The sequence below is a fragment of the Veillonella sp. AF36-20BH genome (assembly GCF_003602765.1).
In the GTDB taxonomy this organism is placed as follows: Bacteria; Bacillota; Negativicutes; order Veillonellales; family Veillonellaceae; genus Veillonella; species Veillonella hominis.
In genome coordinates this window covers 116,080-142,349 of record NZ_QTLR01000001.1, presented here as the reverse complement: position 1 = coordinate 142,349, position 26,270 = coordinate 116,080, and the positions used below count along the sequence as shown (strand labels likewise).

At 38.0% G+C, this 26,270-nt stretch carries 22 protein-coding genes; 1 reads left to right on the top strand and 21 read right to left on the bottom strand.

What is annotated here, in order from left to right; all coding sequences use genetic code 11:
• Positions 1 to 2 precede the first annotated feature (2 nt).
• The 15 genes from DW000_RS00650 to DW000_RS00580 form a co-directional block, all read right to left on the bottom strand.
• Entirely contained in the window at positions 3 to 488 is a 486-nt protein-coding gene (locus DW000_RS00650) for a YbaK/EbsC family protein (RefSeq protein ID WP_024061476.1), read from the bottom strand.
• Positions 489 to 611: 123 nt separating this feature from the next.
• A complete protein-coding gene (locus DW000_RS00645) occupies positions 612 to 1,634 on the bottom strand; it encodes a DMP19 family protein (protein ID WP_120054666.1) in 1,023 nt (340 codons plus the stop codon).
• Positions 1,635 to 1,760: 126 nt separating this feature from the next.
• Positions 1,761 to 2,384 (bottom strand): hypothetical protein, encoded by a 624-nt coding sequence (locus DW000_RS00640; protein ID WP_243624499.1) that lies wholly within the window; start codon positions 2,382 to 2,384, stop codon positions 1,761 to 1,763.
• 140 nt (positions 2,385 to 2,524) lie between these two features.
• Positions 2,525 to 4,057: an SMI1/KNR4 family protein gene (locus DW000_RS00635; RefSeq protein WP_120054665.1), complete on the bottom strand. Its 1,533-nt coding sequence runs from the start codon at positions 4,055 to 4,057 to the stop codon at positions 2,525 to 2,527.
• A 29-nt stretch (positions 4,058 to 4,086) separates the two neighbouring features.
• Positions 4,087 to 4,557: a glycosyl transferase family 4 gene (locus DW000_RS00630; RefSeq protein WP_120054664.1), complete on the bottom strand. Its 471-nt coding sequence runs from the start codon at positions 4,555 to 4,557 to the stop codon at positions 4,087 to 4,089.
• A 111-nt stretch (positions 4,558 to 4,668) separates the two neighbouring features.
• The gene (locus DW000_RS00625; protein ID WP_120054663.1) at positions 4,669 to 5,088 is read right to left on the bottom strand and encodes a bacteriocin; all 420 of its coding nucleotides are present in this window, start codon (positions 5,086 to 5,088) and stop codon (positions 4,669 to 4,671) included.
• 28 nt (positions 5,089 to 5,116) lie between these two features.
• A complete protein-coding gene (locus DW000_RS00620; protein WP_120054662.1) occupies positions 5,117 to 6,178 on the bottom strand; it encodes an ankyrin repeat domain-containing protein in 1,062 nt (353 codons plus the stop codon).
• 116 nt (positions 6,179 to 6,294) lie between these two features.
• Positions 6,295 to 6,942, bottom strand: a complete 648-nt coding sequence (locus tag DW000_RS00615; protein WP_120054661.1) for a DUF4304 domain-containing protein — start codon at positions 6,940 to 6,942, stop codon at positions 6,295 to 6,297.
• Between the two features lie 40 nt (positions 6,943 to 6,982).
• Positions 6,983 to 7,423: a BdrN protein gene (locus tag DW000_RS00610; RefSeq protein WP_187002499.1), complete on the bottom strand. Its 441-nt coding sequence runs from the start codon at positions 7,421 to 7,423 to the stop codon at positions 6,983 to 6,985.
• A gap of 178 nt (positions 7,424 to 7,601) precedes the next feature.
• Positions 7,602 to 8,081, bottom strand: coding sequence for a pyridoxamine 5'-phosphate oxidase family protein (locus DW000_RS00605; protein ID WP_120054660.1), 480 nt, complete (start codon positions 8,079 to 8,081; stop codon positions 7,602 to 7,604).
• Between the two features lie 9 nt (positions 8,082 to 8,090).
• Positions 8,091 to 8,741 (bottom strand): hypothetical protein, encoded by a 651-nt coding sequence (locus tag DW000_RS00600; protein WP_120054659.1) that lies wholly within the window; start codon positions 8,739 to 8,741, stop codon positions 8,091 to 8,093.
• Positions 8,742 to 8,898: 157 nt separating this feature from the next.
• Positions 8,899 to 9,339, bottom strand: a complete 441-nt coding sequence (locus tag DW000_RS00595; protein WP_165850962.1) for a BdrN protein — start codon at positions 9,337 to 9,339, stop codon at positions 8,899 to 8,901.
• 264 nt (positions 9,340 to 9,603) lie between these two features.
• Positions 9,604 to 11,091, bottom strand: a complete 1,488-nt coding sequence (rlmD, locus tag DW000_RS00590) for a 23S rRNA (uracil(1939)-C(5))-methyltransferase RlmD (protein WP_120054658.1) — start codon at positions 11,089 to 11,091, stop codon at positions 9,604 to 9,606.
• Positions 11,091 to 11,759 (bottom strand): TerC family protein, encoded by a 669-nt coding sequence (locus DW000_RS00585; RefSeq protein ID WP_120054657.1) that lies wholly within the window; start codon positions 11,757 to 11,759, stop codon positions 11,091 to 11,093. The genes rlmD and DW000_RS00585 overlap by 1 nt, the downstream gene beginning before the upstream one ends.
• Positions 11,760 to 11,934: 175 nt before the next feature.
• Positions 11,935 to 12,594 (bottom strand): TerC family protein, encoded by a 660-nt coding sequence (locus tag DW000_RS00580; RefSeq protein WP_120054656.1) that lies wholly within the window; start codon positions 12,592 to 12,594, stop codon positions 11,935 to 11,937.
• A gap of 266 nt (positions 12,595 to 12,860) precedes the next feature.
• Here DW000_RS00580 and DW000_RS00575 point away from each other — a divergent pair, with 266 nt between their 5' ends.
• The gene (locus tag DW000_RS00575; RefSeq protein WP_009372065.1) at positions 12,861 to 14,204 is read left to right on the top strand and encodes an MATE family efflux transporter; all 1,344 of its coding nucleotides are present in this window, start codon (positions 12,861 to 12,863) and stop codon (positions 14,202 to 14,204) included.
• Positions 14,205 to 14,252: 48 nt separating this feature from the next.
• On the opposite strand, the gene uvrC is transcribed toward DW000_RS00575, so the two are convergent.
• The 6 genes from uvrC to smc form a co-directional block, all read right to left on the bottom strand.
• Complete coding sequence (gene uvrC / locus DW000_RS00570; RefSeq protein ID WP_120054655.1) at positions 14,253 to 16,079, bottom strand: excinuclease ABC subunit UvrC; 1,827 nt, start codon at positions 16,077 to 16,079, stop codon at positions 14,253 to 14,255.
• Between the two features lie 134 nt (positions 16,080 to 16,213).
• Positions 16,214 to 19,066 carry an excinuclease ABC subunit UvrA gene (gene uvrA / locus DW000_RS00565; RefSeq protein WP_120054654.1) on the bottom strand — a complete coding sequence of 951 codons (2,853 nt, stop codon included), beginning with the start codon at positions 19,064 to 19,066 and terminating at the stop codon, positions 16,214 to 16,216.
• Between the two features lie 134 nt (positions 19,067 to 19,200).
• Complete coding sequence (gene uvrB / locus DW000_RS00560) at positions 19,201 to 21,378, bottom strand: excinuclease ABC subunit UvrB (protein WP_120054653.1); 2,178 nt, start codon at positions 21,376 to 21,378, stop codon at positions 19,201 to 19,203.
• On the bottom strand, positions 21,378 to 21,761 hold the full coding sequence (locus DW000_RS00555; RefSeq protein ID WP_008600675.1) for a hypothetical protein: 384 nt from the start codon (positions 21,759 to 21,761) through the stop codon (positions 21,378 to 21,380). Before DW000_RS00555 ends, uvrB begins: the two co-directional genes overlap by 1 nt.
• Positions 21,751 to 22,686 carry a signal recognition particle-docking protein FtsY gene (gene ftsY, locus DW000_RS00550; protein WP_120054652.1) on the bottom strand — a complete coding sequence of 312 codons (936 nt, stop codon included), beginning with the start codon at positions 22,684 to 22,686 and terminating at the stop codon, positions 21,751 to 21,753. The genes DW000_RS00555 and ftsY overlap by 11 nt, the downstream gene beginning before the upstream one ends.
• Positions 22,686 to 26,240 carry a chromosome segregation protein SMC gene (gene smc / locus DW000_RS00545; protein ID WP_120054651.1) on the bottom strand — a complete coding sequence of 1,185 codons (3,555 nt, stop codon included), beginning with the start codon at positions 26,238 to 26,240 and terminating at the stop codon, positions 22,686 to 22,688. The genes ftsY and smc overlap by 1 nt, the downstream gene beginning before the upstream one ends.
• Positions 26,241 to 26,270 lie beyond the last annotated feature (30 nt).

Below are 26,270 nucleotides of genomic sequence, written 5' to 3'. Positions count from 1 at the left end.
AATCAAAATGTAATATATTCTACTATTGTACCATGCTCTTCAATGAGTTTAACTAGTTCTTTACCTTGAAGCCACACAGTCGCATCATTTTGGTTCGGATGTATGCCGATTAAATTATTCTCGTAGTCCGCGTCAATATAGTAATGGACCTTGCGTTCCTCATCATGGAGCAAGCAAAATGGAGATACGTGACCTGGTTTAATCTTCAATATATTCCATAGCTCTTCTTCAGAGCCAAAGGAAATCTTTTTCAACTTATGGTCCTTACGGAACTGTTTTAGATCCACACGCTTTGAACCACGAACGGTAATTAAATAGTAATGCTCTCGTTTATGATCTCGTATAAATAAATTCTTTGCATCCCACTCAGGATAGGGCAACTGCACATTTGGCTTGTCGTCCATACTAAATAATGGTGCGTGATCTGTAATTTCAAAATCGATATGATGGTCACGTAAACAATCATATACGCCTTGTTTATCTAACATGTAATACCTCTAATATATCGTTTCTACTTGGTGAAAGTTACTACATAATAAAATCGATTAACATAGTGAAAGTACCAGTTGTACCGGTTACATCGATTATATCTTGTTAAATATATCCCAAGCTTATTCTGGAATCGTATAGGTTCCATCAAATACAAATAATTGAGGATTCTCGTGAACAAATGCATCTTCAAAGATTCCATCATATTCATATACTACATCATCTTTTCCATCTAGGAAATCGAACAATTCCTCTTCATTTTCCCAGTCTTGTAAAATAGTCCATCGTTCAGCTCTATCAAATGGAACTGAACCACCAAAGTAATCGATAACTGATTGTAAATTATCTGCTAGCTCATCCATCTTGAAGAGGCGTAAGCCAGCAAGAGCATCTTCCCATACAATGCCTGTTGAGTTATATAAAAATTGATGATGACCACCATTATTGACCTCGGCAAAATACCAACATATTGCATTTAGGTATCGTTGCTCTAAAGTGAAAGGTTTTCCAGATTCTAAATAATCATCGTAAGAACCATATATATTGATAGTCCAATACATGGGCTCATTAATGGTCCACATATCATCTGTAGATTGAATTTCTTCAATAGTAATGGTCCGATGACGAGGTACACCTTCTCGGTTCTTCTTTTTCTCTGCTACATAATTGCTATAAGCTTTACATAACTCAGGATACTCTGCTTCACACTGTTCAAAGTCCATCTGCATATAGCACATATCAATGACTTCAAAACAATACGATTTTATATCATCCAGATTCTTTTCCTGAGCTAAACGTACGCCCTGATCTACTAATCTTAGCATCTGTTTCATAGTATCTGATGTATACGATTCATTATTGTCTAAAGCAATGGCTCCATACGCATAGGCACAACGATAATACCACACCGCATCACGATACTCTTCATCAATAGACTCTAATACCTTTATTGCCTCTTTTTCATTGTCATTATTGTTATAAGCTCTACCAAGCTCACCTAACAGAGGTATAGATAAATTTTCTATGCCTACACGAGTTAACACATCAATAATAGTTTTTACGTTTCCAGTATCATTAAGCTCTTTAACAGTTTGTAATTGCTCACTTTCAGAAAAAGATAAAAACTGTTCAATAGTTATAGACATACAATACACTTCCCCTCATATTATCAATATGTATATGAACTCATCTTAGCATAATAATAACAAACAACACAAAACAATAAATTACAGATTTTAAAATAATAGTTTATGACAAAAAAGACTATTTAACTAGCTACCAAGCCATACAACAAATACAGGAATACCTTCATCATTATCGTCAATATCTTCAATTTCATCAGCTTCAAATTCGTGATCATCATAGACTAAATTTTCAAAGAATACATGATCACCGAGCTCTTTATTGGCCATTAAGTTATGTATCTTGAAAAGAAGCTCTTCAGTAGTAAAGTACTGACCATTATCTGCTTTAAGGCGAGCATAGATTTCAACTTGCCACATATCATCTTCTTTATCGTCTTCTAGTAATTCGTCTACCTCGTATAAGTGTTCATTAGGGTGAAGCTGACTTTTGCTTTCAATCCAAGCTTCATAGCTTACAAAAATTTCAGGCTCTACTAATGGTGGTAAATTATCAGGATTAACTTTATGCTCTTCTAAGCATGTATAAAACTCCTTAACAAACTCTTCTCTAGTATAGGTAGTTTTATTGAAAACCCAAGGAATTCCCTTAAACTCATGATAGTAACCTTCATATATTTTATTACCATCTTTATCCACACCAAGATATTCAATCTTTTCCGTGTTCTCATTTTTGTTAAAAAGGTTTTTGATCATTTCAAAAATCATAATATAATCCTCCTTGTAATCTTTTAAACAATGCTTTGATTTCATTATTCCTAATATATTTCTCAATATTCTACATTAATCCCCTATAAAATAACGTAGCCCAAAGCACACAAGTATATACTTTCTAAGTATATAGTAAAAGCCCCTCGCATAAGCGAAGGGCTAATCTATTATATCTCTATTAGTTAGCTACCACAGCATGTATAGAATACAGGTATACCATCTTCGTTATCTATAAGCCCATAACCTTCACATTCATGGCCTTCGTATTCAATACCTTCAAAGAATACGTGATCACCCAGTTCTTTATTAGCCATTAGATTATGCAATTTAAAGAGCAACTCTTCTCTTGTAAAATATGTACCATTATCCGCTACGAGATGAGCCATGATTTCTACTTGCCACATACCATCTTCTTTATCCTCTTCAAATAGTTCTTCATCGGTTACACGTTCATTATCAAAGAGCTGGTCTACACTTTCAATCCAAGCTTCATAGGTTACTAGAATTTCAGGTTCTTCTAATCTATCGTCGTCATCTGCTTGACCATCATCTGTATATTTCTTTACATTTTCATTGTATTCTTTGGAAAACTCTTCTCTGCTATATGTTTTCTTATTAAATACCCAATGTACTACATCATATGTAGGATACTTATCTTCTTCGCATTCATTAATATCTCCAGTAACTTTACCTTCTGTAGTAACTTTATCTTCTATAGTATCTTTGCTATTTTTCTTATCAAAGACATTCTTAATAGTTTCGTATACCAAAGGATAATCCACCTTGTACTCTTTGGGCTTAATTTGAGTTAACAGATATTTTACAACTTCACAACACCAACCAAGTTGTTTATCTAAGCGGTCTTCTTTTGTCATTTTCATGGCCGTCTCTATTAACTGTAAAGCTTTCTGTACATGTTTAGATTCGTAGCTTTCACCACATGCTAAAGACGCATGAGCATAGCCACACCGATAATACCAAGACCAATCACGATGTGTTTCATCAATACGATTAAATAAATCGATAGCCTCTTCTGGTCGACCATTATTGTTATACATACGTCCTAAGGCGCTTAACAATGTAGGCGACAAATTATCGATACCTATGTTAGTTAACAGCTCCATAGCACGATCAACATCTAGGTCCTCTTGTTCATTAAGAAGCTTAACCTTTTCCGTATCACTTAAAGATTGAAACTCTTCATCCGTAATCTCTTCAATACTGATATATAAGTTCTTAATAAAGTCACCAAAGTTATCTGCTAACAGAGTGATTGAGTAATCACCTTCTTGGTCAACACGTACTACCTTAGGCTCTCCAGTAGGACCACACTCACGATAATCGAGGAAAATCATATCATGACCACCAGAAATCGTATCGGCTACAACGATACCGATAGGAGGATACTCCCATTTAGAAATCCAAAACTCGTTGCCAAACTGCCCCAATATAGAATTCTTTTTATCTCTATCGATGCCATATATGCCTGTTACATATACACAGTCGCCATTATTATTTATAAAGCAGTTCTTATTTAATACACCACCATTATGATTGTTAAGTAATTCAATATATGCTGCAGGCAATATATAGCCTAGCTCAGATTCAGCATCCTTAATATCCTTATCCGTAACAGGTTTACCTATATAAGATTCAAAGGCATAATCAACATCGTTCCAAAACCCATTCCAATTAAAGTCTTTCAAATCACTCATAATACTCGCTCCTAGTCAAATATGTTACTTCAATCAAATTGTTTCTCATCAGTGGAATATTCTTTAATTAAAGCTTTTACCCTACGTCGTATCAAAATGGTATCAACCATATAGGAAACAATGATATAAGGAGATACATTTATAATCCCGATAGGGGCCAATATAAGGGCTGCCCACAATAAATTCAGTGAATACGCATACCACTTAAAATCAATGGTATTTAAAAATGGTATAACATAGTCAATAACTCTTACTTCCCATTGCATTAATGGGTTCAATTCCTCACTTGTTCCTAATAGCCAAGTGAAAGTAAGGGCAAATATCAAACCATATACTATGCCAACAGGAATCAATATCTTCGCTCTCTTTTTTAATAGATTACGGCAAATCTCATCTTCTTCCTCTGGTGTTACATCATATACCATATTACATTCAATCTGAATCCGTCTAAATCGATAGCGAATATACTTATACAAAAGGTTATTCGGTGAATATAACATAATGGGCTCCGTATACTATTTGTAGTAACTTAATCTTTAAAAAATATATCATCTATCTATGGCAAAGTAATGTAAATCTTTGAATTCATAATCCCAAAATATATTGCAGGATCAGTCATCGTTTGTCCCCTTTACATAGCTTTCCATCTTCGGTCTTAAATCTAACACGATTTCCCAATCATCTAATGATGGCACCTTATGATGAGCAATAAAATCTTCTATAATCTGTAATACCTCTTGATGGCCCAGCTCGTTTTTACCATATATGATGGCGCCTCGGTCACCATCATTAGTTACACTAAGCTCTATATGTAATAAATCAGTATCTTCATCACAACAAACTTGTACAAAGTTATACTGTTTCTTATCTATTGAGATTGCATTTGATGGGAATAAGATTACAAAATCTTGCTCTTGATCCTGAATAGCATAGAGATTTTGCTCAACTTCATTCAGTGTAATACCTTCATATTTATAGGTGCCTACATCAATGGACCAATCCGTATATGTTTTCTCAAATGTATCTGTCATATGTATTGCCTCTCCTTTACGATATACCTTAAAACAAGGATTCTAATTGACCTGCCATATCGGACATAAACTCATCAAATTTACAAAGCTCTCGTAGTTCTTGATGTTCTATATCATAACAAGAAATCTTTTTACTTTTAGGATCCCATACAATTTGCCACTCATTATACTCGCCTAGTTCTTTAGATAAACGCAATAGATTACGGCGACCTAATTTAAATGGAATCGTATCAATAATTGGAAAGAACTCTATAGATATAAAATCGGAGTCTGGTAATTCAAAGTAAAGATGTTCGCCCTCTAAAAAATTCACTAATGCTTTTGGTAATTTAAAGGGCTTTAACTGATCCATTTTATTTTGTATGTCATGGAACTCAGCAGGCTCTAAGGATTTAAAATACTCTGCCATTTCCATATCGCCTTTTTCAATAGCAATGCTATAAGGGCGCATACCATCCTTTTCCGTGATGGTCACGTCAGCGCCATGTTCTACCAAGTATTTACACATCTTTAAATCTACATACCGTGCTGCTACGCACAATGGGGTTGGCTTAAAGGGATATACAGAATCAGGCTTATTGTAGTTAATATCTACACCATTATGAATAAAGAAATCTAGAACCTCATAATTTCTATCTGTAATGATATTTCTGAAAGCTTTACCGCCATACTTTTGTACTGTATGGCCTAAGTCATGAATGATTTGTAGGTTCTCATATTTCTTGCCATATAAGGCAGCTTGAAAGGCATCTACTTTCACACGGTTCAAGGCGTGAACATTAGCACCATGAGTCACAACATAGTCAATAATCTCTTTATTACCATACCGTACAGCTAATAAGAAACTTGGATTTTCTTCATCATTAAGATCAGCGCCATTCTCCACTAACCATTGAATACTTGGCAAGCAACACATAACAAGAGCTAATTCTAAAGGTGTATGCTCACTATACTCACCAATTTCTATAGGTATATTAATATCCCAACCATTGGCTAATTCATTTTCTAAGGCGCTAATATTTCCTGTTACAATATCTGTTACAATGTGAGGCACAGATTCAAATGTACCTAAGTCTTTTATCTGTATCATGTATCTCTCCCATGAACTATATTTTTAAAATGATTATCACTAATTATATTATATTACATTTATAAGTATGAGTGTATAGTAAAAGCCCTTCGCTTATTATGCGAAAGGCTTAACTATTATTTGTCTATTTCAAGTCCATTGATAAAAGCAAATTTAATCATATCGGCTCCATAAAACTCGCCTTCATCTAATAAGATACTTTCCTTCGGCAAGTCTTTCAAATGATTATAAAAGCCAATATATTTACTTCTTAACTTATCTTTTTCAATTATCTTATTAAAATACTGCTGAGCCTTAGCTTTCCCACCAAAGTGATAAATATAATACAGTAAGTTATGATCAATTATATCTCCATCTATAAGCTTTTCAATATTACTTTCTGTATCTTCAAAATCATCAAATACCGGGATGATATGTTCCTCAAGTAATTTACTAACTTCATCTACAGTATACTGATAGCTTGCTCCTGCTAATTGCCACCAGTGCCATGCTTTTCTATTTAATAAGCTTCCAAGCTCTCCGCCATAAACAAATCCATTATGATAATTAGCCTTCTTCATATCTTTTGAATAAATAAAAACATGTGGAACAAATTCTACACTACACGCATAATTATTTCTGTTAGCCTGAAAACAGATTTCAAATGTAAGATCTTTATTTTTAGAGATTTTCTTTAACTTCTGACCTTTACTAACTACCTTAAAATCAGGGAATTTACTTGCAATCTCTTGCCAAGCTTTTTCACATAATTCTCTAGGTTTCATGATTATAAAAGTACTCCTCCAATATTATACGGTTAATTATTTATAGATTTCCCTCAACTACTATAACAGATGTATGTTGAAGTGCGTCCGTTATCCATGCAATAAATGTGTTTAAAAACTCTTTCTCTTCTTTACTAAAGTTTATAAGATCAACTTCAATATTATGAATTATTTTAATCCAGTCATCTTTCTTAATCCAATTATCAAAGCATACATCAAATCTATCTCTTTCAGTATTATCTGATGCATCTATAATAGGATACGCTTTATTAAAATAAGAAACTAAGATATCAAAATCTGGACTATACACCCGTAATGGCTTTCTATAACAGTGCCAATCCTTCCAACTTGATGAAGAATCAGACATATCAGTAATTTTTAGAGGATTAAAATCTAATCGTATGTGCTCACCTAATGGTGCATTAAGCCTAAGCTCCATATACTCTTGTTTTTTATAATCCACTGGATTTAGCCATACCATTATATTTCACTCCATAAACTTCAAAACAAGATATTAAAGTGATGCTTCGCTTCTAGTAAGTCAAGCATCAGCTTCAGCCGTAGGCTGTTTCCAATCATTCTTAACTAATTACATTATATTACATTTATAAGTATGAGTGTATAGTAAAAGCCCTTCGCATAAGCGAAGGGCTAATCTATTATTTCTCTTGTACTTGTTTACCACTCATATGTTCAATGGTAATTTCAAACATTTGAACTGCTCTACCAGCATGAGCAATATTTTCATCCACAAGTTGCTCACTAGGATAATATTTCATAGCAAATTCTTTTAATCGATCTATAGATTCGGAGCCGGCTGCTAATAAACGACATCTTCCAAAGACAACTACACTTTGTACATACGGTGCCCAGGATTCAGATTCATCAATACGCTCATTACCATATATGGTAAAACATACCTTATCTGAAGTTTTCAATGCATCCACTTTATGACCCGCTTTAGCTCCATGAAAGTAAATCTTCTGACCTACACAATCGTAAAAGTAATTAATAGGAATAGCATAAGGATATCCATTATCTCCATTCATAGCAATAATTCCACGACGATTTGATTGTAATAAAGCTTCTGCAGCATTACGATCTATTTCATTTATCTTCATACGAATTGGTTTAAACATATATATCTCCTAATTTTTCTTACTAATTATATTTACAAGATACATGAAAGTACCACTATTAGTATCATCAACTTTAGAATACTCTTTCCAATTTATTGGATACATACCCGTTAATACTATGGGTGCCTCCATTCCACGCATTGTTCCTTTTCCTGTATTAGTGGCCCAATTCATGCATCCAGTTTTAATAGAACCATCCTCAATAGAGAATTCAGCATATGTACAATTTACTTTTGTCGGAGGCTTTAGATAAGACATCTCACTAGTTATCTTAATAGTATAACCTTCAATAAATTTATTACTCTTATCCCTGAATTCCTCTATACGCATTATATCTTTTAAATAGTTATAACAACCTTGATCCTTAGCTCCGTGTTCCTTTAAAACATAAATTTCTTCATTTATAGTTTTAATGCATTTTTTTGTTGTATATTTGAGTTCAATAGGAATCCATTTACCATTTAATATAACAAGAATATCTAGATGTAAATTAGGATTAAATTCAGGTACAAACTCTAATCTAATATCACAATTTGGATATTGTTCTTTAATCATCCATGCTAAGCTAAACTGAAAATCTGCTTCCGAATGAAATATTGGTCGCCAAATACTCAATTGGTACATTATTTTATCAATATCTAAAATTAGTCCACACCACATACCTCCTTCAATACAATTTAACTACTTATACGAATTATATTATATTTATATATGATTATATTGTAAAGGCCCTTCGCAAAAGAAAAGGGCTAAAATCAATTAATTTATATCTTAACTTATCTTTATTGATTATATTATTAAAATACTGTTTTGATTTTTAAAGATTTCCCTCAACAACTATAACAGATGTGTGTTGAAGTGCTTCCTTAATCCAAGCAATAAATATCTTTAAAAACTCTTGCTCTACTTTACTAGAGTTTATAAGATCAACTTCAATATTGTGAATTATTTTAATCCAGTCGTCTTGCTTAATCCAATTATCAAAGCATACATCAAAGCTATCTCTTTCAGTATTATCCGATGCATCTATAATAGGATACGCTTTATTAAAATAAGAAACTAAGATATCAAAATCGGGACTATAAACACGTAATGGCTTTCTATAACAGTGCCAGTCTTTCCAACTTGGTTCATGACTAGACACATCAGAAATTTTGAGTGGATTAAAATCTAAGCGTATGTTCTCATATAATGGTGCATTAAGTCTTAGCTCCATATACTCTTGGTTTTTATAATCTACTGAATTTAGCCATACCATTATAGTTCACTCCATAAACTTCTAAATAAGATATTAAAGTGATGCTTCGCTTCTAGAAAGCAAAGCCACTGCCTCAGCCGTAGGCTGTTTCCAATCATTCTTCGCTTCGCTCGAATTCTTGGACATCCCTGACCAGTGCTATCACTCACTGCGTCGCTTTGTTCCTAGTAAGCAAAGCCACTGCCTCAGTGGTTCGGCGTTTCCAATCACACTTCGTCTTCATCTCGTGTTCTTGGACGCCTATCACATGGGCAGTGCTATCACTCACTGCGTCGCTTTGCTCCTAGTGAGTAAAGCCACTGCCTCAACGTGCGCTGTCATAGGAAACATGTCTACAGGTTGTACTTCTTTAAGTTCATAGCCGTAGTGTGTTAGGATTTCAATGTCACGTGCCATGGTAGCTGGATTACAGGATACGTAGACAATGCGTTTTGGTTCCATACCGGCTGCAGAGGTTAGTACTTCTTCTTTACAGCCTGCACGGATAGGGTCGAATACGATTACGTCTGGTCGTACGCCAGCTTTGTAGAGTTTTGGCATTTCTACAGCCGCATCAGCGACGATAAACTCTGTATTATCATAACCATTTCGTTTCGCATTTTCACAAGCATTGATAATAGCAGGTTCTACGATTTCTATACCTATTACATGTTTTGCCTTATGAGCCAAAAACAATGAAATGGTCCCCGTACCACAGTACGCATCGATAACGGTTTCATCACCTTTTAAGTCCGCATAAGCTAATGCTTGATCGTAAAGTACTGTCGTTTGTTCTGGATTCACTTGGAAGAAAGAATGTGGAGATAAGGTAAACCGCAAGTCTTTAATATGGTCTGTAATCGTCCCATCCCCATAGAGGATATTATTTTTAGGTCCTAATATAACATTAGTTCGCTTACCATTTACGTTATGAACAATAGTTTCTACTTGAGGAATGCGTTCCGTTAATTTCTCTACCCACTTCTCTTTATGCGGCAATTGTTCGGTTGCCGTTACAAGGATAATCATCCATCCTGACTGTCCAATGCGTCCGATAATATGGCGCAGCACACCCTTTCCTGTATGTTCATCATACGGTTCAATATCAAACTCTTTAGCGATTTGGTAACAAGCTTGAGCAATGATATTATTCCCTTCGTCTTGTATAGGACAGTTTGTACCTTGTACGATATCGTGAGATCCCATCGCATAGAATCCCATTTGAATATTGCCTTTAGTGCCGCCTACAGGCATTTGCATTTTATTGCGATATGCCCACGGCTCTTTAGGGCCTAATGCAGGTTTTACAAGGTCTGGATTTTGATGACCAATGCGTTCTATAACATCCTTCACCTTTTGTGTTTTTAGTGAAAGCTGACCTTCATAGGTAATGTGCTGTAGTTGACACCCCCCACAGAAGCCATAAAGTTCACAACTAGCATCGATACGGTTCGGGGCCATTGTAACAATCTCTAAGAGTCTACCTGTAGCATATGTCTTTTTTACCATGTTGATGGCTACTTTTACAGTTTCTCCAGGCAAGGCAAAAGGAACAAAGACAGTAAAGTCATCTACACGACCTACTCCTTCACCACTGCTACCAATACCGTGAATTGTGACGAGCACTTCATCGCCTAGTTTAACAGGTGCATTGAGTATAGCTTGTTGTTTTTTAGATACTGTACCGCTCATAGTTTGCTGTGAATTTGAGCGATTCGCACTTCTATGTTGTTTAGATTGTTTTTTACGAGATGTACGACCTGTACCGTTCATTACGCGTCTCTTTTCTTCCAAATTTTAATCATACCAGTCACAATGAGTACAAAGAATACAGTACCGAATTTCACGAGTAATTCATCACCTTGAATATATGGCATAAGAAGTGGATCCTCCACGATCATTTCGCCTGCAACCCAGCCAAGTAGTGCACCACCAGCCCAAAGAATAGCAGGAAATTTATTAATAATACGAGCAAATAATGTAGAGCAAAATACGATAATTGGAACCGTAATTAACATGCCCGCAATAACAAGCTCTAAATGACCTCTAGCGGCCCCTACTACACCAATGACATTATCAATACTCATCATAGCGTCAGCTACAATAATCGTCCAAATGGCACCCATTAATGAATTCTTAGCTTCGATATGTGCATCTTCATCTCCACCTTTTAATAATTGAATGGCAATCCATACAAGTACAAGGCCACCACCTAAATGGACAAGAGGTACCAACGTTAAAGCTTCTACAAGAAGTGTGGCAAAAATAAGGCGCATTGCAATAGCCCCTACAGTACCCCAAATAACAGCCTTCTTTTGTAGTTCTGGAGCTAATTTACCAGCTGCCATACCGATAACAACAGCATTATCTCCTGCTAATAAAATATCTATTAAAATAATTTTACTAATGGTTATCCACGTAGCGGCTTCTAAAAATTCCATTTTGTACTTACCTCAATTCAGTCTACTAATTCTATAACTATCCCTTAACTATACCATAAATATTATATTTTCTCATCTATACATGGGGCTTAGTCCTTATGATGATTTCTATTAAGAATATTTTTTTTACAAAAAATATCTCTCCTCCTATTACTAGAAGAAGAGATAAGTTTCATTATTTTTTTAGTTTATTTGCTAATAGAGATGCACCTACTACGAGGATTACTGCAGCTATTTTAATGAACAGTGCATATGGTTCAACAGTGTGAGAAATTAATTTATCTTCCACGCTCATAGCAGCACCTACCCAAGCGAGGATACCACCACCTACGTATAGGATGATTGGGAAGCGTTCAATTACTTTCACAAACAAAGTACTACCATAAATGATGATAGGTACAGTGATAAGCATACCGATAGCAACTAATGTCATGTCACCACCAGCAGCCCCCACTACGCCGATAACATTATCGATGCCCATGATACCGTCCGCAATGACAATTGTCGTGATGGCAGCACGTAAATTATCTTTAGCCTCGATATTATGCTCGCTTTCATCATCAGCAACGAGCTTGTAGCCGATCCATAAAAGAAGGATACCACCTACTAAACGTAGAGCAGGAATGTTGTTTAACGCTTCTACGAATAAGAATGCCATAACAAGGCGTAGAATAATGGCACCTGCAGTGCCCCAGAATATTGCTTTTTTCTGTAAATGAGCTGGCAAGTTACGGGCCGCCATACCGATAACGATGGCATTGTCGCCAGCTAATAAAATATCGATAACGATGATTTGAAGCATCGCTAATAAGCCTTGTACAGTTAAGATGTCCAATGTATCCTCCTTAGAATTAAACTATAGTATATATATTATAATCGATATAGTTAGGTAGTGTAAAATTCAATTATTAACATATATATACATTTTTCTCATACATTCTTCACCTTCATGAGTGGGAATTCATAACTATTTTTATTCTCAAAATCAACAATATAACCGCTATTGATTAATAGATTTAATTCCTATTATTTCTAGGTTTTATCTATTAAATTAAGCGATTTTATGATATTGTATAGTATATCAATAAAAGGGAGGTTAGTATGTATCAAACATATTCTATATTACAAAAGTTATGGTTGTTCATTAAGCTATTTACTCCTATGTGTATAACGCAATTTTCCCTTATAGGTGGTACTTTTATAGCCATCTTTTTAACGGGACAATATAGTACCATAGATTTAGCTGGGGTCGCTACGGGGTATAATTTATGGCTCCTCTTCTATATCTTTGCACAAGGAACTTTAATGGGTATCACACCGATCATTTCTCAGCTATTGGGAGCTAAGAAGACGGATGATATTTCCATGATTTTCCATCAAGGTCTTTTCATTGGTACAGGCCTAGCATTTATCATTTTACTAATCGGTATATTGGGTCTTCGCCCATTACTGACTACGTTAAATTTAGAACCTGCTGCCGCTGAGGTTTGCATTAGTTATCTAAAAGCTTTTGCCCTTGGTTTATTCCCTCTACTTTGGGTAAATACGTTGCGTAATACAGTTGATTCCCATGGGTTAACACATTACTCTATGGCTATCGTTTTTACAAGCTTTGTGATTAATGTATTCTTAAACTATGCACTCATCTTTGGCCACTACGGTTTCCCTGAAATCGGTGGTGTTGGCGCGGGTTACGGTTTAGCTGGTGCTTGTTGGACTAACTTTATCCTCTTTAGCTTGGTTATTCTATTACATCCGAAGCTTAAAGGTTATCGTATTTATAAAGACTTTAAAGGTCCAAGCTTCCACTATATTCGTGAGCAATTACATGTGGGTATTCCTATTGGTGGTTCCATCTTCTTAGAAGCCAGTATCTTTAGTATCGCTGGCCTCTTGATGGTTCACTTTGGATCTGCCGTAGTAGCAGCCCATCAGTCAGTTATTTCCTTTACTAATGTATTTTACTGCTTACCACTCAGTATTGCTATGTCCTCTACTATTGCCGTTGCTTACGAGCTTGGTGCAGGGCGTAAAAAAGATGCCATTCAGTATTCTTACATCGCTCGCGTAATGGCCATCATCATTGCGTTACTCATTTGTGCCTTTACATTCACCCATATGGATGATATTGCGGACCTATTCACAAATGATGATGAAGTATATGGTCTTATTTATCAATTCCTTGGATATGGCGTATTCTTTTCCGCTATCGATGCCATCGGTACTCCATTACAAGGTATACTAAGAGCTTACAAGGATGTAAAAGTAGTACTTTACATCTCCCTCGTATCATATTGGGGCGTATGTTTCCCTACTGCTTATATCCTTGCTAAAAATCCTAATTATGGACCATTTGGCGTATGGATTGGGTTACTCTCTAGCGTACTAGCAGCAGGTGTATTGTTCACTTGGCGTACTTGGTACATTCAGTGCCAACAAAAATAAATAACATTTTTATACAGTAAAAGAGCATCTTACATAAGATGCTCTCTTTTATTTCAACATATCTTGTTTTTCTACCTTAGACATGCGGAAGAAATTATATAATGCTTCTGCCGTCTTATAGTTCATAGATTCCACCTTTGAAAGCTCATCAATAGATGCCTCTTTCATGGCTTCTAAACTATTGAAGTGAGCCCATAATGCCTTTCGACGCTTAGGCCCAATACCTTCAATATGATCTAGAATAGATTCTAAATTACGTTTTCCACGAAGCTTACGATGGTACGTAATGGCAAAGCGATGGGCTTCATCACGTATTTGTTGAAGTAATTGAAGCTCTGGTGAACGGTGGCTTAAGATAATACTTTCAGATTGTCCTTCTACAAAGACCTCTTCAATACGTTTAGCCAAAGAGATAACAGGCACATCGGTAACACCTACACCGCGAATCAACGGCAATGCTGCATTGAGCTGACCTTTACCACCATCGATAATAATGAGGTCTGGCATAGGCCAATCTGTTTCCTTACCGTAGCGTCGTTCCATAATTTCAGCCATAGACTTAAAGTCATCAGGCTTACCTTGCGTAGTTTTCAATTTAAAACGACGATATTCCTTCTTCGCCGGCTTACCACCTTCAAAGACAACCATAGAGGCTACTGTTTCAGCACCTTGGGTATGAGAGATATCAAAGCATTCCATACGCTCTGGCAAGCGTGGTAAGTCCAATACTTCCGCTAGTTTCTTAACGGCTCCACCGGTCTTATCGATTTGGTGTTGCCATTGACGGCGGCGTTCTTCTAGGAAGGTTTCTGCATTCTCATGGGCCATCTTAATCATATCCATCTTATAGCCACGCTGTGGTACAGATACGTCTACATTTTGGCCTTTAAGCTGTGTAAACCATTCCTTTAACAAGTCTCTATCGGTGCTATCCATAGGTAATAATAATTCCTTTGGAATGAAGTTTGTATCTCCATAGTATTGCTTGATAAAGTCCGTCATGATAGTTTCTTGACTATCTCCATCATGTTGTACAAAGTAGTTCTCACGGCCTAATAGTCGGCCACCGCGGATGAATAATAACTGTACACAAGCCATCGAGGTATCCACTGCAATACCTAACACATCTAAGTCGCCACGCTGTGTAACCATGCGCTGTTTTTCTTGGATTTTTTCTATACTAGTTAGCTGATCTCGATAACGTGCTGCATCTTCAAAGCGTAAGTCTTCTGCAGCAAGCTCCATCTTCTCTTTAATTTCCTTCAGCAAAGGGATAGGCTTACCTTCAAAGAGCTCTATGATTTCATCGATATACTTTCCATAATCCGATACGGAAATCTTGTTAAAGCACGGTGCTTCACAGTAGTGCATATGATATTGCAAACATGGTCGCTCTACCTTCATAGATTTACAGGTACGCAAAGGGTAATACTGACGAATCAATTTTAGTACTACATGAACTGATGTTACATCTGTAAAAGGGCCAAAGTACTTGGCTCCATCACGCTCTAGGCGACGCGTCATATATACGCGTGGGTAATCCTCTTGCACTGATATTTTAACATAGGGATACGTCTTATCATCACGAAGCCTAATATTATATTTCGGTTCATGCTCCTTGATAAGTGTATTCTCCAAGATGAGCGCTTCCATCTCCGTTTTTGTTTGAATAACTTCCACATCGACGGCTCGTTTCATCATGGCCGTAACCTTTGGTGCGCGATTTGCATCGTTACGCACATAGGAACGCACACGATTTCGCAAGTTAATAGCCTTACCTACATAAATAATTCGGTTATATTGATCACGCCACAAATATACGCCTGGTGTAGTTGGCAAATGACTAACCTTTTCCAGTAATTCTTCAGACGGCATATTTCCTCCTTTCCTTGTAGATTACAAGAGAATAGATTACACACTTCTTTAAGTATTGACCTTTATAAGTTGAAGGATGTAGTCTATTCTCTTTATGATTTTTCTTTTATAGAAACTTAAATATATGTACTATTTTATTTCTTATGCTTCGCTGCTTTCATAAATTTCTTAGTCTGTTCCAATACAGGGCCTAAGAATTTCCCGGTATAGCTTTCTTTCACCTTAACAATTTCCTCAGGCGTACCAATTGCCACGATAGTGCCTCCGCGATTACCACCTTCAGGACCAAGATCAATAATGTGATCAGCCATCTTAATAACATCTAAATTATGTTCGATAACGACAACTGTATCGCCACCCTCTACGAGTTGTTGCAATACGTGTAATAACTTGCGAATATCCTCGGCGTGAAGACCTGTAGTAGGTTCATCTAGGATGTATAGCGTTTTGCCGGTGCTACGACGCGCTAGCTCTGTAGCTAATTTAACCCGTTGAGCCTCACCACCAGATAATGTAGTAGCCGCCTGCCCTAAACGGATATACCCAAGGCCAACCTCTTGAAGAGTAACCATCTTACGATTAATCTTAGGTATGGCACTAAAAAATTCTACAGCATCATCAACTGTCATATCTAATACATCTGCAATGGATTTGCCTTTATATTTAACCTCCAAAGTTTCTCGGTTATAACGGGCTCCCTTACAAACCTCACAAGGTACATACACATCTGGTAAGAAGTGCATTTCAATTTTAATGATACCGTCACCACGACAAGCTTCACAACGGCCACCTTTTACGTTAAAGCTAAAACGACCTTGTTTATAGCCACGCATTTTGGCCTCAGGCGTTTGACTATATAATTCGCGAATCGCATCAAATACACCTGTGTATGTAGCTGGATTGGAACGAGGTGTACGACCGATAGGACTTTGATCAATATTGATGATCTTATCGATATGTTCAAGACCACGGATTTCTTTATGAGCCCCTACTTTGTGGTTAGAGCGATATAATTGATTAGCTAAACCTTTGTAGAGAATTTCATTAATCAAGGTAGACTTACCAGAACCGCTGACACCAGTAACAACATTAAACAAGCCAATAGGGAATTTTACATTTACATTTTGTAAATTGTTTTCCTTAGCACCGCGAATTTCAATGCAGTTCTTACCTGGTTTACGGCGTTCTTCCGGAAGAGCGATAAATTTACGACCACTCAAATACTGACCAGTAATAGAGTCTTTTACCTTCATAACTTCGTCAACAGAACCAGCGGCAATAATTTGACCGCCATGTTCACCTGCTCCAGGACCGATATCTACTAAATAATCGGCAGCACGCATCGTATCTTCGTCATGTTCTACAACGAGCAAGGTATTGCCTAAGTCACGTAACCCTTTTAATGTATCGATGAGTCGATCATTATCGCGTTGATGTAAACCGATAGATGGCTCATCTAGGATATATAATACACCTACTAAGCCAGAGCCGATCTGTGTAGCTAACCGAATACGCTGTGCTTCACCACCAGATAATGTGCCTGCACTACGGTTCATTGTTAGGTAATCGAGACCTACATTATTAAGGAAACCTAGACGAGCATTGATTTCCTTTAAAATTTGAGCACCAATCACTTGTTCACGTTCAGTTAGCTGTAGATTACCAAAGAAATCGAGTGCTTCTTTAATAGTTAACTGCGTTATTTCGTTGATATTCTTATCCCCTACAGTAATAGCTAATACTTCAGGTTTAAGACGAGCCCCATGACATGTAGTACACGGCTTAATAGACATAAACTTTTCAAATTCTTCACGCATAGAGTCTGTAGAGGCTTCACTATGACGGCGCTTAACCATCGGTAAAATACCTTCGTACTCAGTAAAGAATTCCTTTATCTCACCTCTCATATTTTCATAGGTGAAACTTACCTTATCCGTCGTACCGTACATCACCTTTTTCTGTAATGCTTTTGGCAATTCATCATAAGTAGAATCTAAAGAGTATCCATTAGCTTTTAATAGACCTTCTACTTGGCGCATAAACCACGCATTAGGATTTGAACTCAAGGCTTGTACACAACCATCGGCAAAGCTAATAGATCCATCTGGAATAACGCGCTCTTCGTCTACTTCCATGGTAGAGCCAATCCCCAAACAAGCTGGACACGCACCAAATGGACTGTTAAAGGAGAACATACGCGGTTCAATTTTAGGTAATGAAATATGGCAATCTGGACAGGCAAAGTGTTGGCTATACATGTGTTCAGGTCCGTTTACCTCTTGGATAACTACAATGCCTTCTGCCCATTTTGATGCGGTCTCCATAGAGTCTGCTAAGCGAGATTCAATGCCTTCTTTTACAACGAGACGGTCCACAACGATATCGATGGAATGCTTCTTATTTTTCTCTAATACAATTTCTTCGTCCAAGGTACGTACTACACCGTCTACTCGAGCACGAACAAAGCCTTCTTTGCGAAGTTGTTCAAACACCGATTTATGTTCCCCTTTTTTACCTTGAATCATAGGGGCCAGCACTAAAATCTTTGAACCTTCGGGAAAGCTCATTACATCATCTGTCATTTGTTGTATTGTTTGCTGGGTAATAGGCTTACCACACTCTGGGCAATGTGCATGACCTACACGTGCAAATAAGAGACGTAAATAGTCGTAAATCTCCGTTACGGTACCAACCGTAGAACGAGGGTTGCGACTCGTCGTCTTTTGGTCGATAGAAATGGCGGGAGATAAACCTTCAATATAATCGACATCGGGTTTATCCATTTGTCCCAAAAATTGACGTGCATACGCAGATAGGGACTCAACATAACGTCGTTGCCCTTCTGCGTAGATCGTATCAAATGCTAGGGATGATTTACCAGAACCACTGAGGCCAGTTAAGACGATAAACTGATCACGTGGCAAGGATATATCAATATTTTTTAGGTTGTGCTGACGCGCACCTTTTACAATCAATTGATCTTTCATTATCTTTCCTATTTAAAGAGATGATACCAAACGGCATCATCTCTCCGATTACTAACATGAAATAATATATGTATATTATCGCACATATAGTCTATATAATCTATGTGTTTTCTTACAATCTTTTAAAATTGCTCCTAAGATTTACTTTTTAGACCTGTCCTTTTTCTAGATTTGGCAGAAGCAGGCTTCTTCAACTTGCTATCTCCTGCACTATGCATATCCGACCATTGTTGACGTAATACGCCCAATTGATCACGTAACTTAGCCGCGGTTTCAAATTCAAGCTGCTTGGCGGCGGCCTTCATTTGACGATCTAGCTCTTCAATCTTATTGTACAATTCTTCCGGTGTTATATCTGCCACCTTAGGTGCTGATGTATCTTGAACATATGGTTCGTGTCCATGGTCCATGCCCTCTGAGGATTTTTTTTGGTTTCCTTTTTTCAGTGAAAGTCCCTTTCCATCGGTAACCATATCTTCTTCAATTTTCGTTAATTCAATAAGCTCTTTTACATCTTTAGATACAGATTTAGGCGTAATATTATGTTCAATATTATAAGTCTCTTGCACGGCACGACGACGATCGGTTTCATCGATAGCCCGTTGCATAGAACCTGTTACACGATCTGCGTACATGATAACATGGCCATTCACATTACGAGCCGCACGACCTATAGTTTGAATCATAGCCGTATCGGAGCGCAAGAAACCTTCCTTATCCGCATCTAAGATAGCAACCAAGGAAACCTCAGGCATATCGAGACCTTCACGAAGCAAGTTAATACCAACTAATACATCGAATACGCCAGCCCGCAAATCACGAATGATTTCAGCCCGCTCAATAGTAACAATATCGGAATGAAGATAACGAACTCGTACGCCCATTTCCTTCAAGAATTCCGTTAAGTCCTCAGCCATCTTCTTCGTCAAGGTCGTAACGAGAACCCGTTCGTTCTTAGCAGCTCGTTTATGAATTTCTCCAAGCAAATCATCCATTTGCCCCTTAATAGGACGAATTTCTATAGATGGATCTAATAGGCCCGTAGGACGAATGATTTGCTCTGCAATATTCGTTTCTACTTCCATTTCGTATGGTCCAGGCGTTGCCGATACGTAAACAATTTGATTGATACGCTCTACAAATTCATCGAATTGAAGCGGTCTATTATCGAGTGCAGAAGGCAGACGGAAACCATATTCTATAAGAGATTCTTTACGGGCACGGTCACCATTGTACATAGCTCGAATTTGAGGCATCGTCACATGAGACTCGTCCACCATGATGAGGAAATCATCTGGAAAATAATCAATCAATGTAAACGGTGCTTCCCCAGCTTTGCGTTCAGACATATGACGTGAATAGTTTTCGATACCCGAGCAATAGCCCATTTCTTGCATCATTTCTATATCATAACGCGTACGCTGTTCTAAGCGCTGAGCCTCCAATAGACGGTCAGCAGCTTTTAACTTCGCTAACTGCTCATCTAGTTCAGCTTCAATACGCTCTACAGCAATATTCATCTTCTCTTTTGTCGTCACATAGTGAGATGCTGGATAGACAGCAACGTGCTTTCGTTCCGCAATAACTTCACCCGTCAAGGAATCTACCTCTACAAGGCGGTCGATTTCATCACCAAAGAGCTCCACACGAATGGCTCTTTCACTATAAGCAGCAGGGAAAATATCAATTGTATCCCCTTGTACACGGAAGGTGCCGCGAATAAAGTTCATATCATTTCTCGTATATTGAATATCTACGAGTTTAGATAAGATTTCATCGCGCGACTTCGTTTGACCTAAGCGCAAAGACAATACGAGATCAGAATAGTCCTCAGGGTCACCTAAGCCATAAATACAGCTAACAGAGGCAACAATAATGACATCGCGGCGCTCAAAAAGGCTCATCGTAGCACTATGTCGCAGTTTATCGATTTCATCATTAATAGACGCATCCTTCTCGATATATGTATCACTAGAAGGAATATAGGCCTCCGGTTGATAAAAATCGTAGTAAGATACAAAGTATTCTACCGCATTATTTGGAAAGAAACTTTTAAATTCACTACATAATTGAGCCGCCAAGGTTTTATTATGAGCAATGATCAAGGTCGGCTTTTGAACTGCTTCAATAACCTTAGCCATTGTAAAGGTCTTACCAGTACCAGTGGCACCGAGCAAAACTTGCGCCCATTCACCACGTTCAATACCTTCTGTTAAAGATTGAATCGCGGTAGGTTGGTCACCTGTAGGCGTAAAGGGCGCCTCCACTTTAAATGGTTGGCCCCCCTCGTAATTATATGTACTATGCTTCATTACTGTTCATCCTGATGTTTACGGATGGCTTTCATTTCTTCATCCGTCAAACGACGACCTACATTTTCCGCTTGATTCAACGTATCCTCACCTTCTAAGACTTCGATGAGCATAGCAATAGAAAAGCGATCTAGTGTAGGTGTGGTCTTCTGGATTTCATCAGCCATCATCCAATCTGATTCAGTATAGTTATTAATACGTTCTGTAATTTCTTCCCAGTTTGAAAGTAGCAATCTCGTAATGGGGCGATATAGTTCAATACCGAAGTACTCGATTAAGCTAACTATCTTATTCATATTTTCTAGGCTAACATTACATTCATTTTTTTTATTTTCAGATTCTACATATTCAAGTAAGAATTCCCGGTTATATTTATTTGTCACCTTGAATCATTCCTTTATTAAATAGTGCATTAGCAAATTCTTTTGCATTAAATGGACGCAAGTCATCCATACCTTCGCCAACGCCAATCCAGCGTACGGGTACGCCTAGTTCCTCTTTAATAGAGATAACTACGCCGCCTTTTGCCGTACCATCTAGTTTAGTTACTACAATACCATTTACTGGTACAGCTTGACCAAATAATTTAGCTTGGCTTACTGCATTTTGACCCGTAGTACCATCTAAAACGAGCAATGTTTGATGCGGCGCACCTTCTACGTGGTTATTTGCTACGCGCCCCATCTTTTTAAGCTCTTCCATAAGGTTAACCTTAGTATGTAGTCGACCAGCCGTATCTACGATAACAAGGTCTGCATTACGAGCTTTCGCAGCTTCCATTGCATCATATACAACGGCAGCAGGATCTGCACCTTCTTTATGTTTAACAATCGGCACACCAACGCGATCAGCCCAAATAGATAATTGGTCAGCTGCAGCGGCACGGAATGTATCACCTGCTGCAATGATAACCTTTTTACCTTCTTTAGTATAATAATTAGCCAATTTAGCGATTGTCGTTGTTTTACCGACACCATTTACACCAACTACGAGGATAACCTCAGGATGATGCAAAGTAATTTCATCTTCTTGATCGATGAGCATTTCCGTGATGCGGTCTTCCATAAACAGCATTACATCGCCTGTATGATTAATGATACCTTCTGTTACACCACGACGAATTTCTTTCATCAAGTATTCTGTCGTCTTAGGGCCTAGATCACTAGTAAGCATAACTGCTTCTAAATCATCTAAAAAATCATCATCGATTTGCGCATAACCAATAACGATGCTTTCTACATTTTTTACAAAAGACTTACGAGTTTTCTCTAAACCGTCTTTAATTCTATCAAAGAATCCAAATGCCATTATGCTAGATCCTCCTTCACATCTTCAAATGCTACTGTTAATAATCGCGATACACCGCGTTCCACCATGGTTACCCCTTGAAGTACTTCGGCAGCTTCCATCGTCTTTTTACGGTGAGATACAACGATAAATTGTGTTTCTTTATTTATTCGATTTAAGTAAGAGCTAAATCGTTCAACATTAGCTTCGTCAAGCGCCGCGTCAACTTCGTCAAGCACACAGAACGGAGCTGGACGATAGTCAAGGAATGAGAACAATAAAGCGATAACCGTAAGAGCACGCTCACCACCCGATAAGAGTGTCAATTGTTGACGCTTTTTCCCTGGTGGTTGAATGTAGAAGTCGATACCACCCGTCAAGATATTATCTGGATCAGTAAGTACAATTTGCGCAGTACCGCCACCAAACAATTGGCTGAATACTTCTTGGAATCTACGGCCTACCACATCCAATACATCATATAGCTGTGTACTCATCGCCTTATCCATTTCGGCAATAACCGCCTGTAATTGCGCCTTTGCCGTATCTAAATCAGCTAATTGTGTGGTTAAGAAATCATAGCGTTCTTTAGTCTCTTCGTATTCCTCAACGGCATTTGGATTGACTGGACCCAATTCGGCAATTTCGGCTATCAAACGAGCTTGCTCATCCTTCCAATCGCTAACGGAGCCTTCAATGCGAAGGACTTGAGCATCTTCCAAAGTAAAACCTAGCTCTTGTAATTCTTCTACAAAGCGCTCACGGTCCATGCGATGACGTGTAATTTTACCTTCCATATCAACAAGGCGACCTTGCACCACTTTGTAGCGTTGATTCAATCGGTCTTGCTCACTGAGGATAGATTCCATTTCCTCACGCCCCGTAGATGTTTTATCATAAGCTTCATCGCGAAGGGCACGTAATCGTTCAACCTCAGCCGTAGCAGAGGTCAACTCTTGTTCTGCAACTTCCTGAGCCAGAGGGATATCCTCTTCATAGCGTTGTGTAGTACTAACTAACAAATTACGAAGTGGTGTTAAACGCTCAATAATACTAGAAATAGACTGATTACGCTGTTCACGTTGTGATTCCCGTTCCTGAATGGTATGTCGCAAGGTATCACAAGTAAGGCGAGCTTCTGTAAAAGCTTCATACGCCTCTTGTTGCACCTTTTGCAACACGGTTAATCGACCCATCAACGCCCCTTGATTACCATCCATACCATGATCCTCTTGCAAGGAAGCTAATGCTGTTTCTTGATCTTTCAAGTTAGCTGTTGTAGTAGCCAAATCAATATCAATTTGTACTAAACGTTGCTCTTCTTCATGGAGAACACGTTTCTTACGATCCAGCTGATTTTGTATATTTTGTACCTTTGTTTCACTAGCCACATAGAGTAAGTTCGTATGTTGATAGCTTTCATCAAGAGTCGCTTGATCCTTTTCAGTCTCTTCAACCCGTTTTTCAAGGCTTTCTAAGTTAGCTATTAAGGAGCGAATTTGTTCTTCAATTTGTACCAGTTCTTGTTCAAGACTAGCAGCCTCTTCCTTGCGGCTCAATACAGAAGCACGCTTACGTTTTGTGGCACCACCGGTTAGAGAACCACCAGGTTGAAATTGTTCCCCTGTAAGAGTTACGATGCGCAATTGCTGATTGTATTTTTTCTGTAATCCAATGGCATCATCCATGGAAGACACTACCAAGGTGCGCCCCAATAAGTATTGGAAAATATGGGCGTATTTATTATCAAAAGAAATACAATCAACAGCAGTGCCTAATACACAGCTTTCATGTAAAGCCGGTGTATCATATGGTTTACCTTTAACAGAATCCATCGGCAAGAAGGTTACGCGACCACCTTGGATAGATTTCAAATAATTGACACCCTCCGCAGCAGCGCGAGCTGTAGTAGTTACAACGTGGTTAACACTACCGCCTAAGGCCGTTTCGATAGCCGTAGTATATTTCTCCTCTACCGTAAAGAGATCGCCAACAGCGCCCGTGATCTGTTCGCGCCAAGAACCTTTACCATTGAGGATGTTCTTTGTGCCTTCTAAGTAACCTTCGTGCTGATCCTCCCACTGTGCTAATAGTTCTAATCGACCTTTTGCACGTTGTTCTTGAGTGCGCAGCTTTTGTAATTCCTTACGCTCTTCACGCGCTTTCATAGCCGTATCCTTAGCATCATCAACGAGGGCTTGTCGTTGAGCAGATAAGGCATTAAACTTTTGACCTAGCGCTTCAAATTCAGAACGAGCGACTTGTAGTTCACTATCTACCTGTGCTATTTCAGATTCTAGAATAGCACATTGATTTTTACTTTCCACCTTGCGAGCTTCTAAGCTCCGAATACTAGCCTTAGCCGTTTCAATAGCACTCACAACTTCTAATTGACGTTTCTCAAAAGCCTCTCGATTAGATTGCAAGGATTGGAACTTAGCTTGTTCTGCCCTTACATCTTCAACAGCTTTTTTGTAACTTGCTTCTAATTCTCCTAAATTAGACTCTTTCTCTACTAATTGAGCACTTTCATCTTGAATCAATTGATTTAAGATGCGCAATTGTTGCTCCTCGCCTTTTTGCGTAGCCTCTAGCTCGCTAATGCGCATAGAAGTTTCATCTAATTCACGGCGCGCTGTTTTTAGTTGCTCTTCTAAAAGACGTAAATGACCAGCTAAGCGTTCTTTATCACGTTGCTTTTCAGTATACTGAGCCTCCCACAACTTAAGCTGTTCCTGCTCTTTTGACGAAGACGATTGCAATTCGTGACGACGAGCCTCTAATTTAGACAATTCAGTTTGAAGCTCAATCTCTTCATCTTTAAAGGCAATATTATCATTTTCAAAACGCGTCAAAAGACGATCAGAAGTCTTATAATTGTGAAAGCCTAATGCCCCATCATAATCGCGCTTTGCGCGACTTAAAGTCATATATTTTTTAGTCTTTTCCGCTTTTTCAGACAAAGGTCCTAGTTGCTCTTCAATGGTAGCCATTACGTCCCGTACGCGCTCCATATTACGGTCTGTACTAGCAATACGACGTAAAGCATCTTCTTTATTAATTTTAAAGCGAGAAATCCCAGCTACATCTTCAAAGATAAGACGACGTTCTTCAGGTTTAGAATTTAAAATAGCATCAATTCGGTTCTGTCCAATAATAGCCATGGAATCTCTACCAAGACCGGTATCTGCTAGTAAAAGATGTATGTCCTTTAAACGACAAGATCGCTTATTGATGAGAAACTCACTTTCACCAGTACGATAGATACGGCGTGTTATAGCCACCTCAGCCATATCCAAATCTAATTGTTGGTCACTATTGTCAAATACAAGAGTAACCTCAGCAGCGCTCATAGGTTTGCGCTTTTCCGTACCAGAGAAAATGATATCCTCTGCTTTTTGACCGCGTAAATTGCGAACATTGGATTCCCCTAAAACCCATTTCATGGCATCCGTAATATTACTTTTACCGCTTCCGTTAGGACCAATAACGGCAGTCATTCCTGGTGAGAATTTTACAATCGTTTTATCCGCAAACGATTTAAAGCCCTTTAATTCCAACCGAAGTAATTGCATGACTGCCTCCTTTCTACTAACAACCCTAAA

Bases quoted from the DNA above. Each gene is read 5' to 3' on its own strand.
- DW000_RS00650 (WP_024061476.1), bottom strand. From the start codon at position 488: ATGTTAGATAAACAAGGCGTATATGATTGTTTACGTGACCATCATATC.
- DW000_RS00645 (WP_120054666.1), bottom strand. From the start codon at position 1,634: ATGTCTATAACTATTGAACAGTTTTTATCTTTTTCTGAAAGTGAGCAA.
- DW000_RS00640 (WP_243624499.1), bottom strand. From the start codon at position 2,384: ATGAAATCAAAGCATTGTTTAAAAGATTACAAGGAGGATTATATTATG.
- DW000_RS00635 (WP_120054665.1), bottom strand. From the start codon at position 4,057: ATGAGTGATTTGAAAGACTTTAATTGGAATGGGTTTTGGAACGATGTT.
- DW000_RS00630 (WP_120054664.1), bottom strand. From the start codon at position 4,557: ATGTTATATTCACCGAATAACCTTTTGTATAAGTATATTCGCTATCGA.
- DW000_RS00625 (WP_120054663.1), bottom strand. From the start codon at position 5,088: ATGACAGATACATTTGAGAAAACATATACGGATTGGTCCATTGATGTA.
- DW000_RS00620 (WP_120054662.1), bottom strand. From the start codon at position 6,178: ATGATACAGATAAAAGACTTAGGTACATTTGAATCTGTGCCTCACATT.
- DW000_RS00615 (WP_120054661.1), bottom strand. From the start codon at position 6,942: ATGAAACCTAGAGAATTATGTGAAAAAGCTTGGCAAGAGATTGCAAGT.
- DW000_RS00610 (WP_187002499.1), bottom strand. From the start codon at position 7,423: ATGGTATGGCTAAATCCAGTGGATTATAAAAAACAAGAGTATATGGAG.
- DW000_RS00605 (WP_120054660.1), bottom strand. From the start codon at position 8,081: ATGTTTAAACCAATTCGTATGAAGATAAATGAAATAGATCGTAATGCT.
- DW000_RS00600 (WP_120054659.1), bottom strand. From the start codon at position 8,741: ATGTGGTGTGGACTAATTTTAGATATTGATAAAATAATGTACCAATTG.
- DW000_RS00595 (WP_165850962.1), bottom strand. From the start codon at position 9,339: ATGGTATGGCTAAATTCAGTAGATTATAAAAACCAAGAGTATATGGAG.
- rlmD (WP_120054658.1), bottom strand. From the start codon at position 11,091: ATGAACGGTACAGGTCGTACATCTCGTAAAAAACAATCTAAACAACAT.
- DW000_RS00585 (WP_120054657.1), bottom strand. From the start codon at position 11,759: ATGGAATTTTTAGAAGCCGCTACGTGGATAACCATTAGTAAAATTATT.
- DW000_RS00575 (WP_009372065.1), top strand. From the start codon at position 12,861: ATGTATCAAACATATTCTATATTACAAAAGTTATGGTTGTTCATTAAG.
- uvrC (WP_120054655.1), bottom strand. From the start codon at position 16,079: ATGCCGTCTGAAGAATTACTGGAAAAGGTTAGTCATTTGCCAACTACA.
- uvrA (WP_120054654.1), bottom strand. From the start codon at position 19,066: ATGAAAGATCAATTGATTGTAAAAGGTGCGCGTCAGCACAACCTAAAA.
- uvrB (WP_120054653.1), bottom strand. From the start codon at position 21,378: ATGAAGCATAGTACATATAATTACGAGGGGGGCCAACCATTTAAAGTG.
- ftsY (WP_120054652.1), bottom strand. From the start codon at position 22,686: ATGGCATTTGGATTCTTTGATAGAATTAAAGACGGTTTAGAGAAAACT.
- smc (WP_120054651.1), bottom strand. From the start codon at position 26,240: ATGCAATTACTTCGGTTGGAATTAAAGGGCTTTAAATCGTTTGCGGAT.